Here is a 12998-nt window from a genome sequence, read left to right as displayed (position 1 = left end):
CAATGACATCAAACAGGAGTTGTAATAATGAAAAGTACTGCAAGCAGGAATAACAAGCTGGTGAGTGTGCCCGAGCCCCATACGATAAAGGCAAGCACGCGTTCACGATCCCAACGATAGAAATACAGACCTGCGATCCAACCTGCGATGGAAAGCAGAAGGCTTGCAACTGGAAAGATGATGAGTTGTGAGGATGGCACGGTTTCGAGTTCGCTGCCAACAAATTGCAGACCCAACGCGACGCGAGGCGTAGATGGGATGATGAGGCTGGCCCAAATGAACAACCCTAAATTGAGGAAGAGCGAGGTGAGCCAAAGGTAACGCGCGAGTCCGCTTTCCCATGCCTGCGTAACCACGAAAGATGGGTACACTGATTTTGCCTCGGCAGGCGTGATGCTTCCCAATTCGGTCGCGCGCGCGAAAGTTTGAGCGAGAGATGCGGGGTCGTCGGGTGAGATCACAAATACTCGTTTGGCGGTGGCGATGAGCAAAAGTTTCTTTGCATCTGCCGCGAGAAATTCCACCATGCCCAGATCGGGGTGACGGCGCGTGCCCAATAACCCTCCAGGCAGAGGCAGCGTGGGGAGCGAGAGCGGGTGCGTCAGGTCTGCGGCGGGACGGATCCATTCGATATCCGTGAGCGGAATGTCTTCCGCGCGCAAGCCCCAATTGATGGCGAGGCTGTCACGATCCATGTGATAGTCTGCGCGCCATAATGAATAGGCGCGATATACAAGGAATGGGATTGGCACAAATGAGAATAATGCGACCAGCAGCCAGGTCAAGAAGGCAGGTCCCACTTCTGCGCTGGATAAATTGATAAACCCAATGATTGTGGTGATTGCCAGCACAAGCAGGATGCCACCGTGCACGATCAGACCGCGTCGTTTGGGCGGGGGGAAGTGTCCAACGTTCATGGGTTATAGGGATTCCAAATAGATGTCTTTGATAAATGCAATGTGTGGTGTTTTTTCATGTGCCAGAAGAGTCACTTGCTGACCCTGCTTCAACTTTTCAGCATAATTATTTTTCTTTACGCGATTTCGATATTGATAAGCGTGCCCGTTAAGATTGTACTCGTAATCAATGATGTAATCTTTTCTCCTCTTCCCCGTGGAAATGTGATTGATCTCAGTCACGCGACCTGTGATCTCCACCCCGTTGATGAAAGTGGAAACGATCAACCTGTATCTCCAGAAGAAGGTGACCAGCCCAATGGGCGTGAGAATCGCGGCCAGGATGGCGAGGAAGAGAGTGGTTTTTCCTTCAAACAATGCGTCTATGCCGTAAATGACCCAGCCTCCAAAGGTCATCACAAAAAAATTTTGCGCCAGGTAATCGGTGGAAATGATCTGCAAGAAGGTAGGGGAGTGTTTTTGCACAGTTATTTGAAAAAGGTATTTAGATGTGAAATTAAGTCCGCAAGAGGTATGGCTTGATTTTCCTTTTCCTTGCGAGGTTTCAATTCTACCATTCCATTTTGAAGCGCTTTTTCTCCAACCGTCACGCGGATGGGACAGCCGATCAGATCCGCATCGTTGAATTTGACGCCTGCGCGCTCGTCGCGATTATCGAACAAAGCTGAGATGCCTTCGCTTTGCAGGGAGTTATAGATCTCTTCAGCTTTTTCCAAAGTATTGATGGTCTTGCCAGGAATTTGCATAAGATATACGTCAAACAGCGCTGCGGATATTGGAAACGTTAATCCTTTTTCATCGTGATGAGTCTCTGCGAGAGCAAGCAGGATATTTTCAAAATGAAATTTGGAACGCGCAGCCAAACTAAGCGAGTTAAGAATAGAAAGTGGATTGCCACAATTAATGCAAGAGTCGCCTGCTTTGGCTTGAGTCAAATCCGCGACGATTTCAGCAGAATAGTCACGCGGATAATTCGTATGCTTGAAATGATAGCCAGCCTCGTTCGCGCCCGCAACGAGATTTTGGGATTGTGGAATCAAATCATCAACGACAATGAGTGCCTTCTTCAATCCAATTGGGGATGCAAACCCCGCCTCCGCACCCGAACTGCGAATTGATTCCGCATCTGCAATTTTTACTTCCCCGACCGCATTTCCGAGTTTCGCTTCGCTCATGGTCATATCCCCGCGCACAACGACGAAGACAAATTGATTGTCAACGATGCGGGTGTACATCAAAGCCTTGGCAGTTTTTTCTTTGGATATGCCAAGAAAATTCACAAGAGATTCGATGGTATTGCAATCGGGGGTTAATACTTTTTCAAGCGGAAGTTCTCCCTCTTGGGGAAGTGTTGTCTTTTTGAATTGAGCGAGTTCGAGGCGCTCTGTATATTTGCAGGAGTCGCAATGGATGACTTCAGTTGGCCCAGCGGAGAGAGGGAAGAATGATTCGTGATCGTTGCTTAGTAATGGTAAAGAAAGAAGTGAGAAGAAAGAAGGACCTTTTGATAGATATTGCAGGCGTGAAATGGCTTGCTGGCCGAGCGGAAGAGTTTCGTTTTCACGAGTCAAATAACCTGCGCGGACGAGGAATGCGAATCCCTCGGTCCGTGCATTGTTGGGGACTTCGCGCTGGGTTTGGATTTTGAGTTCAGTGTATTTCATGGGATTCAAAAATGGGCGACCACAAGGGTCGCCCGTACTAAGCTTCGCCTTTTTTCTTTCGCATTATTTTTTGCGTCGATTCGACCACAGGCGCTGGCTCCGGCGTGGGAATCTGGATCGGCGTCTGTGCGATGGATTCGGCCTGGGCGGCCTCCGAAGGCGTCGAGTCAGGGGCAGGCTCGAGGTCCAGCTCGACCATTTCTTCCATACGGATTTGTCCGCGCAGGAAAGCGCCTTCCTCAGTCACGAAAGCAGTGGTGACCACGTCTCCCCATACACGACCCGAGGCGCGAATTTCCAGTTTTTGGGTGGTGATGTTTCCGCGCACTGCGCCCGCTACGATAACCGTGTTGGCACGCACGTTTTGACAGGTGACGCGTCCCGTCTCACCGACCACGAGCATGCCGCGTAGCGCAATCTCGCCTTCAAACGCACCTTCGATACGGACACCGCCTGTGCCGTTGATGCTTCCGTGCCAGATGACACCTGAGCCAAGCACCGAGGTGATGCGTTCGACGGCTTGCACAGGTTGCGGGGTTTCGCCCTGTGAGTTCTTTGCAGTTGGAGTGCTGTTGCGTTTGAACATGTTGGACTAATTTTACCGTTAAAACAAAAAAGGGCGGACACAGGGCCCGCCCCTACTATTCACTATTCACAAATCTCTCTTTACTCGCCTTTCTCTTCCTTTACATTCATCTGCACACCAACGCTGTTGAAGCCAGAGTCCACATAAAGCACTTCGCCAGTAATGCGTTTGGAAAGATCAGAGGCAAGGAACACCGCTGCATTGCCTACATCTTCAATCGTCACGTTTTCACGCATGGGAGACATATCTGCAAAGTGTTTGTACATATCGCGGAAACCACCCACACCTGCCGCAGCAAGAGTGCGGATCGGCCCCGCTGAAATTGCGTTCACGCGGATTTTTTGCGGGCCGAGATCATATGCAAGATAGCGAGTCGATGATTCCAAGGCGGCTTTGGCCACGCCCATCACGTTGTAATGTGGCGCAACTTTCACCGAGCCATAATAGGTAAGGCACATGATTGAGGCATTGGGATTCAGGATCGGAAGGAATGCATTGGTTAATGCCACAAGGGAAAAAACGCTGATATCCATCGCGGTTTTGAATCCCTCACGGCTGGTTTCATAATAGGGTTTGCTCAATTCATCGCGGCCAGCGAATGCAATTGAATGCACCAGAACATCGATCTTTCCAAAATGTTTCGCAGCCTTCTCAGCCGTCAACGCGATCTGATCGTCCTTTGTCACGTCACATTCTTCGACCCATTTGCATTCCACCTGCTCGGCGAGCGGCTTTACACGTTTCTCGAGCATTTCGCCCGCATAGCTGATTCCCAAATTTGCACCTTCGCGTTTGAAAGCCTGTGTAATGCCCCACGCAATCGAGCGTTCGTTCGCAAGACCAAAAATTAAAGCATTTTTTCCATCAAGTAATCCCATAAGGTTCTCCTCTATATTTGTCATTGCGAGGAGGCGTTCGTCACTCGCCATTTAAGGCTCGCGACTCGCAATGACATGATCTTTGACTAGAAATCTCCAGGGCTTGGATAACCATGGCTCTGGTGTTTTATTTAAACCCACGCGAGGGCCAATCGTCACGCTTTTATTTGGGATAAAAATGCCCGCTTCGATTCTTAAACTGGAAGTTGCCTCTGTCAAATTGGCATAGTTCTGGCTTTTGGTGATTCCCATCGCTTGGGTCAGTTTTCCAGGTCCAAACGTATCCCGTCCCTGACGGCGTTCCATCATCACCTCAACGCCTTCGATGGGTTGTATCGCACGGATTAACACCGCCGCTGGGAAACCCTCGCGTTCCGTCACTGCATTCAGCATCCAATGATTGCCATAAGTGAAATAGATATAAGCATGCCCAGGCGGGCCATACATCGGAGCAGTTCGTCCTGTTTTGCCTGCTTTTGCATGACAAGCCAGGTCTTCTTCGCTGATGTATGCTTCAGTTTCGCTGATAATGCCCACCAGCTTGATTCCATTTGAAATATGAACCAGCCGCGCACCAAGCAGTTCGCGCGCGACGGTCAACGTAGGGCGATTGTAGAATTCAGGGGTAAGAGGCGGCTTCATTTGATTTATTAATTTTATACAAGTACCGACTTACAAAGCCACTTGCAGTTATATAAAGAATAGATGGTGGAACTATCGCCCAAAATAAATTGTTTCTTGCACTTATTGTATGTCCATCCCAAAATTTAACACTTGAAATCCAATTAAGGTATGTCAAATTGAAGGGTAATACTATGATAAGGCTGATAAGAAGACATACGATTGTGTATATTGTGATGCCAATATTAAGTTTTCTCAAGATGAGGACAAATACTGCACTTGTAATGCCGCCAAATATTGCGCTTGCAAGACAAATCAACAATAAAATGATAAGGATCACGCCCACTGCTGGCAATATATTGCGTCCCCTTACAACTTGCCATATTACTATACAAAGAGAATAAAAAAGGGAAACCAAAAAACCAACAACTACTCCAATGTTTAAGTTGTTCATCTCCGTGATCTAGTATGATAAAAAATAAGGACACAGCAGGCCGATCGTGTGAGGGTCTAAAAGACCGTCACGGAGTAGGGGTCGCTGTGTCCCGAGGGGTGGGTAGCCCGAACAGTTATGTGGTCTCGAAGACCGGATCTGCTAGAACGGGTACCGAAAAAATTATACTCCAGTGAGGTCAAAATGGCAGAATTAACCACTCAAACAAATGTAGGCATCGATGTCTCCAAGGATTGGTTAGATATCGTCGTGATCCCAAGCGGCGAGACCTGGCGCACGAAAAATACAGAAGAAGCAATTCGTGAGTTGATCAAGAAACTGGAGCAACTCCAACCAGAACGAATTGTCTTGGAAGCCACAGGCGGCTACGAACAAATTGCAGTTGCTCAAATTTATCTTGCAAGCCTGCCTTTGTGTCGTGTCAACCCAAAACGAGTCCGTTACTTTGCTCGTTCTTTAGGGCAACTGGCCAAGACCGACAAGTTGGATGCCAAGGTGTTAGCTCAATTTGGGGAACGGGTCCAACCTGCTTTGACCCGCCTCTCCACTGAAAATGAGCAGATTTTGAGCGCACTGATCACTCGCCGAAAACAAATTTCGGACTTTTTGGTGGCAGAACGCAATCGTCTGAATACTGCACCCAGAAAACTCCATGCTTCTTTGAATGAACATATTACCTGGCTCAAGAGCCAACTCAAACAACTTGATCGTGAAATTGACGATTTTGTGAACACCAATCCTGACTTCAAGGAAAAATCAGACCTGCTGGTTGAAGTTCAGGGTGTTGGCAAAAAGACCGCCGCAAAACTGATTGCCGATGTTCCCGAATTGGGGAGTTGTGACCGCAAGCAGATTGCCGCCTTGGTTGGCGTGGCTCCATATAATCGCGACAGTGGTAATAAAAATGCCCAGCGCTCGATCAGCGGCGGGCGCCCGGTGTGCGCTCCATTCTTTACATGGCAACTCTCACCGCTACTCGACGCAATCCAGTGATCCGCGAAATGTACCAGCGCCTCCTTAAAACAGGCAAGAAGAAAAAGGTCGCCCTTGTTGCTTGCATGCGAAAACTCCTCACCATTTTGAACGCCATCATTCGCGATCGTTCTCATTGGAACCCTGCTTTTTCTGCTTGACAACATACACAGTTACTCCGTGGTGAAAACTATTTAAAACGAGAATCTCGTTGAAGCGTCAGCCTCAACCCCTCTTCCAATTTGATTGATGGAACGAAGCGTAATTTTTCTTTTGCGAGGCTTAAGTCTGCGCGCATGTGGGAGACGCCGCCAGAGGTTTGGGAGTTGTAGACAACGTTAGCGCCGCTGTTCGTGGTGTCTAAAACGATGCGAATCAGATCCTTGATTGAAGTATCCACGCCCGAGCCGACGTTGATGACCAGCCCGTCAATGTTTGGTGCAGTGGATGCGGCTACCATGCCGCTGACGACATCATCGACATAGATATAATCGCGGGTCTGGCTTCCATCACCATGTGCGACCAGCGTCCCACCACGCAGGGCCTGGCGAAGATAATGCGGCACAACGGGCGGATGGGAGGGCGGCAGGTGTTGACCTGGTCCATACGCGTTGAAAATTCTCAAACTCACAGTTTCAATACCCCACAACCCACCAATCGTGCGGACGTAATATTCGGCTGCGAGTTTGGAGACAGCATAAGGTGAGCGTGGGTTGGGTGTGGCGGACTCTATCAGTGTTGAGTCGCCCAAGTCGCCGTATACAGCTCCGGACGAAGCCAGAACGACGCGTTTGACTCCCACGTCACGCATGGCTTCCATCAAGGCCACTGTCCCGCCCACGTTGACGGAGTTATAGTCGCGTGGATATAAAATGGATTCCTGCACTGAAACGCGGGCGGCGAGGTGATAGACCACATCCACATCTTGAAGAAGAGTCCATAGTTTGGGGCGGTCGCTTACATCCCCCCGCGTAAAATGGACATCGGGCGCGAGCACCTGCGGATCACCAGTGGAGAGGTCATCAAGGCCGCGCACTTGATGACCCTCGCGAGCGAGGTGATTGGCAAGCGAAGAGCCGAGGAATCCCGCGGCTCCGGTGATTAAAAAGTTCATAGGCAGAGGATTATACTCGCAATATTGGTGCTCACTTTTTGTTGACTTATTTTGGCTGCTATGTTATCTTTAACGCAGATAGGAAAACGGTAAGTTACGTTGGTTTGAAGAACATCAACAGCTCACGGTTTGACCGTGGGCTGTTTTGTTTTGACCTCCGATGGAACAAACAGATTGACCTAGAAAAAATTTTTTAATTTGCCAAAGGAGGCAAAAATGTCTGACAGAATAATTGGTACAGTAAAGTGGTTCAACGGTGATAAAGGCTTCGGCTTCATCGAGCGCGAAGGTGGAGCGGACGTTTTCGTCCATTTCTCCGCCATTCAAGGTGACGGTTTCCGTAACCTGCAAGAAGGCCAGAAAGTAGAATTCACTGTTGAGAAGGGTCCCAAAGGACCACAGGCCACGAACGTAACTGTTCTGAGCTAGTCAACAAAAAAGAGCCCGACGCGAAAGCGTCGGGCTCTTTTTGATTACTGGTGCTCTCAAAATACCATGTCGCTCTGAGGGAGCGTTCTTCGCGACCGAAGAGTCTCATACCTTCCGGAGGAGAGACCCTTCGCTTCGCTCAGGGAATCACAATTGGGAGCGTAAGGGTCTCAACCCTGATACTGCGCGATGGCGTCCTCTGCAAAGGGACGGCTGCTTTTGCGATAGATTTCGATCACATCATTCGCATCATATGGCAGGCGGCGGAATTGCAGTCCAACCTCACCATTGCTGATCGTCAGGATCGCGTACTCCGCCCATGTATCCACGTGGAATTGACCATCGTTCTGATAGGAACTGAATGGGAACCCAACGCTGCCAGGGTTGAAGAAGAACCGCTCACCGCAGCGCCTGACCTGTTGCGTGTGGGTGTGGCCACCCGCTAGAATATTTTTGTTATAGGCACCGAGGAACTTTTGGAATTCATCCTCGGGCGTGGTTGGCAGGATGATATCGTCAAAGTCGGTGGGGGAGCCGTGGAAACACAATAGGTTGAGGTCTTCTTCAAGTTTTATCGTAATGGTGGGTTGAAATGCGGTTATGAAGTCCAGGTCGTCTTCTGTGAGTTGTGAAAGCGACCAATCACGGATAACATCCATCATTTTGAGCCGTTCGGGCGGAATTGCTTCCCGGCCAGAATCCACACCAGTGAGCAGCCAGGCATCCGCATTACCCATTACCACGGGACAATTCAACCTGCGCAGGCGTTGAACCACAGCCGCAGGTTGTGCCCCACCCTGGATCGCATCCCCAAGGCAGATTATTTGATCGACGCCCTGCACTTTTATGTCGGCTTCCACTTTTTCAAAGGCAAAATCATTTCCGTGCATGTCTGAGATGACAACGATTCGCATTAGTGTGAATTCCTTCTGATTTGCAGATAATTCAATTATTCACGACATCATCAAGATCAAGGTCCTTATCAGGATCAACCCAAAATTCATCTTTTGGATTAATCTCAACTTCAAGCATTTGCGCATATTTGCTTTCATCAAATAGAGGCATATCAGGCTCAGGGGCACCAAGTTCTTTGAGATGCTGCTTAGCCTTTTCCAGGCCCCAATGATAAGCATAAGGTGGGCCATCACACCATGCAAGACGATATGCTTTAGTTGCAGCATCTACAGCTTTATCTTTGTTGCCTTCATCCCGCTCGATTTGGGCAAGTACATTGAATGCGTCTGCATGAAAGAGCGGGTAAGGACCACGTTCAGCAAACTCCCACACATTTCCCAAGTTTTCTCGTGCAACCAATAACCCTTCTTGTTGACGACTCAATTCAGCAAGTGCGATAAGAATTGCGAGTTCCTCGTCAATAAGATTTACTGCCCTTGCATGTGTAAGAGAATCGTGCAGGTGGTCTCTAGCTTTGGAGAGGTTTTTTGTGCCTAATATTGCTGTGCCTTGCAATCGTTTTGCCCTGATCCTCTCTCTTTCAAAATCATTTACAGATTTTAGATACGAGTTTGCATAATTTTCGGATAGGGGAAAGTCTTGCTCCCAAATTGCAATTTGAGATTTGTGAGCGTCAGACCAAGCAGCTCTGGAATTTGATATTGTTGTAAGGTGTTTCTTAGCATTTTTCGCCATTCCACGATAAGCAAGTATTAAACCCCACCACTCTTTGACTATGGCTAATAGACTTTCATTGCCCGCACTTTCGCAAACTTTGATTAGGCGACGCGCAATTAGCTCTGCCTCGTATAACGCGCCACTGAGCAGGAAACTCTCTATTCCTATTATAGGAAAGACAAGAATATCAGAATCCTCTTTCTTATATCTTATATAATTCTCGATTAAAGGAAAATGATGTCTATAAATTTCAGTTGCTCTTCTTGGCCGACCGCTATTTTGATAGTTAATCCCTAGTGTTACGAGAAAGATTGATTGTGCAGCTTTTGTTTCATTTGCATTTGTCTCAGAAACCCACACGCCAATTATATGTGGAACTAACAATTCGAGAAGTTCAACACTCTGATTAGCTAAGTTTAGAAATAGCATAGGACTAAGAAGACGATTTACATATAGGGTAGCGGCATCATCATATTTTTCCAAACCGATTAGTGTGTTATATAGCTCGATTGCAGGGGTGAGATCTTCAAGGCCTCTGATTTTTTCACTGACAGCCGCTGGGATTGACTCGAAATGTGCTTGCAAAGAATTAAATACTCCATCTCGAGTCTCATGAGTCAAACCTCCCCACACTACCCCACGCACTATTGGGTGTAGGTCATAGCGATTTGCACGTTTATCCCAGCCTAATAAGCCACGATCCTCTAATTCCTTGAGCGCCTGATCTAACCCAAGTTCGGTAGGAAACACTTTGCCCTCTCCGATGAAAATTGCTGCGAGCGTGTCGTAAGACGCTGGCATTCGGAATGCCGCAATTGTTTCAAGAACTTTGCGAGCATTTTTGTATAGTCCTTGCATAGCAAACCCTAGCACATGACCTTTGACATGTGTCATCGACAAACTAAACGGATCGAATTTGGGATGATCTTTTTGCCAACGATCAAAATCGCCTGGGGCGCGGCGATAATTACTCACTTCGCTGGCTAGTGATTGCATCAACAAAGGATGATTCTCAAATTTATAGAACATGGGTAATAGTGTCTCATGTGAACCACTAACATTGAAGGCGCGCCACAGGTTGAGCGCGTCGTCGTCATTGAGCCCGCGTAGGAAAATCGCAGTGCAGCCATGAATTGGTTCACCTGTTGCTGATTGTAGGTCAGCAGGATATAAACGTGTGCTTACTAGGATTCGTGTTGAGCGGACATTAGCGAGCTTGCGAAAAAATGAACCTGCGCGTGGATCAGTAGTTTTGCGTAAAAGATGTTGACCGACAAATGATTGCGCTGCGCTTTCTGGCAAGCCATATGCCTTTGCAACAAAATTCGCTGTTTTTTGATCAATATCGTCATCGGAGAGGCGCGCTGCATCCATACGCGCGTAAGCGATCAAAATTCGTTCCAAGCCATCGAGAACCAGTAAATATGGCTCTCGATCCAATTTTAGTAGTAGTTGTTCTTCGCGTTCGCCGGGCCTAGTATTTTTTTCTATATCTTCTCTGGAACGCTTGCTCACATAAGCCAACGCTCGTATGACAAAATTCTCAAATGATGCGTCGCTCTCGTAAAAACTCCACCACATTCGTCCCGCGAGAGGTTTCATTTCTTGCGGCGCAATATCGTTGAACCATTTCCAAGTCAAAGCACTTTTGCCCATTCCACCGATGGCGATGATGCTCAATATGCGTGTCCAATAAATTTCTTCTTGTTTCTTTGTGACCCAGTTTGTGAGTAAATTAAGTTCGTTCTGTCGCCCGACCAAGCGATGTGTTTGCAGGAGGGTATAAGGATGCGCGATATATGCTTCGGGCGGTTGTGAAATTTCACTGACATAATGGAATTGTGTGACATCAGCTTCGCGATATCGTGAAATGCTGTTGATAACATGACCGCGTAGATCGGCAGGTGATTTAAAGAAGTTGACAATGTTATCAGTCTGGATATGATCCTTGAAGGTTTTTAGTTTTCCTGCATTTTCGATATCCATATCGTCTGCAGTAATAGGATGAGATTTATCCATCACAAATATCAACCGCGGAATTTTTCGCTCTACAGCACGGTTATATTCCATCTCCGTTACAGAGATTTGTTTTGGATTATTTTCTTTTGGGATGTATCCATATCGGTAAGCGAAGACCCCAACATAAATATCTGCCTCATCTACCATTTTCAGAGAAGCTGAAATGGCTTCAGCATCATTGGCAGGTAGATGTTCCATCATTACGGGAAACATCCCTTGGCGCAAACAAGCCTCTAAAACTTCCTTGCGGTGCTCTGGCAAGTCGCGCGCTGTACTACTGATCATCACTCTTTTGATTGATTTAGGATCATTTGGCATGTTACTTCACCCGAGTTTAGAATTATCACTACTATATACGAAAATCCCTTTTGAAGCAACAACTAAAAAACCCGCCTCACATGAGACGGGGTTCTATTTACTAATAACTAATCACTGAACTTATCTACTCTTCCTCGGCGCCAGGCGATTCCTGCCATAACTCTTTGGTGTGGGAGCGGGGCGTGGGGGGCGGCGGGAGTCACCTCGGGGGCCGCCTCTGCCTCGGCCATCAGAGGCAGATTTCGGCGGGGCGGGAGCGGTGTAGTCAAATCCCTCGAGGGTCTCGCGTTTGATCGGTCCGCCCATGATGCGTTCGAGAATGCGGATCATATCATCATCTTCATGCGTGACCAAAGTGAACGCGTCGCCTGTGCGTTGTGCGCGGCCAGTGCGTCCAATTCTATGAATGTATGCGTCGGCGGTGTCAGGCATGTCGTAGTTAATGACGTGCGAAATACTTTCAACATCCAGCCCGCGCGCGGCAATGTCGGTGGCCACCATGATCTGATGCGTGCCATCCTTGAAGCCCTTGAGCGCAGATTGGCGCTGCCCTTGCGAACGGTCGCCATGCAAACTCGTCACCTTGTGCCCGGCGCGTTCAATTTGCTGCGCCACTTTTTGCGCGCGATATTTCGTGCGCGCAAAGATCAGCACAGAATTCGTATCCGTTTTTTTGAGCAGAGCCAAAAGCAATTGCGACTTCAAATGCGGCGGCACCGGATACAACGCGTGCGTCACGGTATGCGCGGGGCGGCTGATGCCCATCGCGATCTTCTGCGGATTCTTAAGTGAACTTGATGCGAGAAGTTCTACTTCGCCGGGGAAGGTGGCCGAGAACAACATGGTTTGTCTCGCCACGGGCAATGCCTTGATGATGCGCTTTACATCGGGCAGAAAACCCATGTCGAACATGCGGTCAGCCTCATCCAGCACTAGGATTTCAACTTTATCGAGGCGGGAATAGCCTTGATTGACGAGGTCTAGGAAACGGCCTGGGCAAACGATCAGGATCTCCGCACCTTCACGCAATGCCTTCATTTGGGGTGCGGGTCCGACTCCGCCGTAAATAGTTGCGCTGCGGAGCTTTGTCCCAGCTGACAATGCCTTCACGACATCGTGGATTTGCTCAGCCAGTTCGCGAGTTGGTGTAACGATCAAAGCACGCGTCACATGGCGAGGCCCGTCAAGTAGTTTGTTTAAGATGGGGAGAACGAATGCGGCGGTCTTGCCTGTGCCTGTTTGTGCGGTACCGATAATGTCACGCCCGCGGATGGCAGCCGGGATGGCCGCCTCCTGAATCGGCGTGGCCTTTTCATAACCAGCCTTTTTGATTCCCGGCATAAGGCGAGAATCCAGATTAAATTGTTCGAAGTTCAAAGTATTCCTTTTCTTCA

General features: G+C 48.5%; 11 protein-coding genes and 1 pseudogene. 2 read left to right on the top strand and 10 right to left on the bottom strand.

The window, feature by feature from the left end; translation table 11 throughout:
- Positions 1-8: 8 nt before the first annotated feature.
- The 6 genes from AC14M5_RS16130 to AC14M5_RS16105 all read right to left on the bottom strand — a co-directional run bounded on the left by AC14M5_RS16130 (position 9) and on the right by AC14M5_RS16105 (position 4687).
- Positions 9-917 carry a PH domain-containing protein gene (locus AC14M5_RS16130; protein WP_484030715.1) on the bottom strand — a complete coding sequence of 303 codons (909 nt, stop codon included), beginning with the start codon at positions 915-917 and terminating at the stop codon, positions 9-11.
- Between the two features lie 3 nt (positions 918-920).
- Positions 921-1382, bottom strand: coding sequence for a hypothetical protein (locus AC14M5_RS16125; RefSeq protein ID WP_484030714.1), 462 nt, complete (start codon positions 1380-1382; stop codon positions 921-923).
- A gap of 2 nt (positions 1383-1384) precedes the next feature.
- Positions 1385-2581, bottom strand: a complete 1197-nt coding sequence (locus tag AC14M5_RS16120; RefSeq protein WP_484030713.1) for a His/Gly/Thr/Pro-type tRNA ligase C-terminal domain-containing protein — start codon at positions 2579-2581, stop codon at positions 1385-1387.
- Positions 2582-2618: 37 nt separating this feature from the next.
- Complete coding sequence (locus AC14M5_RS16115) at positions 2619-3167, bottom strand: bactofilin family protein (RefSeq protein WP_484030712.1); 549 nt, start codon at positions 3165-3167, stop codon at positions 2619-2621.
- A gap of 80 nt (positions 3168-3247) precedes the next feature.
- Entirely contained in the window at positions 3248-4045 is a 798-nt protein-coding gene (locus tag AC14M5_RS16110; protein WP_484030711.1) for an enoyl-ACP reductase FabI, read from the bottom strand.
- A 51-nt stretch (positions 4046-4096) separates the two neighbouring features.
- A complete protein-coding gene (locus AC14M5_RS16105) occupies positions 4097-4687 on the bottom strand; it encodes a DNA-3-methyladenine glycosylase (protein WP_484030710.1) in 591 nt (196 codons plus the stop codon).
- Between the two features lie 616 nt (positions 4688-5303).
- Between AC14M5_RS16105 and AC14M5_RS16100 the strand changes: the two are divergent.
- Positions 5304-6253 (top strand): annotated as a pseudogene (locus AC14M5_RS16100) (IS110 family RNA-guided transposase).
- A gap of 29 nt (positions 6254-6282) precedes the next feature.
- Here AC14M5_RS16100 and AC14M5_RS16095 read toward each other — a convergent pair.
- Positions 6283-7206, bottom strand: coding sequence for an NAD-dependent epimerase/dehydratase family protein (locus AC14M5_RS16095; RefSeq protein ID WP_484030709.1), 924 nt, complete (start codon positions 7204-7206; stop codon positions 6283-6285).
- A 216-nt stretch (positions 7207-7422) separates the two neighbouring features.
- Between AC14M5_RS16095 and AC14M5_RS16090 the strand changes: the two genes are divergently transcribed.
- On the top strand, positions 7423-7635 hold the full coding sequence (locus tag AC14M5_RS16090; RefSeq protein WP_484030708.1) for a cold-shock protein: 213 nt from the start codon (positions 7423-7425) through the stop codon (positions 7633-7635).
- A 170-nt stretch (positions 7636-7805) separates the two neighbouring features.
- Here the strand turns inward: AC14M5_RS16090 and AC14M5_RS16085 are convergent, their stop codons facing one another.
- The 3 genes from AC14M5_RS16085 to AC14M5_RS16075 all read right to left on the bottom strand — a co-directional run bounded on the left by AC14M5_RS16085 (position 7806) and on the right by AC14M5_RS16075 (position 12945).
- Positions 7806-8549, bottom strand: coding sequence for a metallophosphoesterase family protein (locus tag AC14M5_RS16085; protein ID WP_484030707.1), 744 nt, complete (start codon positions 8547-8549; stop codon positions 7806-7808).
- Between the two features lie 31 nt (positions 8550-8580).
- A complete protein-coding gene (locus AC14M5_RS16080) occupies positions 8581-11604 on the bottom strand; it encodes a DUF4062 domain-containing protein (protein ID WP_484030706.1) in 3024 nt (1007 codons plus the stop codon).
- 120 nt (positions 11605-11724) lie between these two features.
- Positions 11725-12945, bottom strand: a complete 1221-nt coding sequence (locus tag AC14M5_RS16075; protein WP_484030705.1) for a DEAD/DEAH box helicase — start codon at positions 12943-12945, stop codon at positions 11725-11727.
- Positions 12946-12998: the final 53 nt, after the last annotated feature.

Source organism: Candidatus Villigracilis sp., from assembly GCF_057083605.1.
This window is presented reverse-complemented; position numbering and strand designations above follow the sequence as displayed.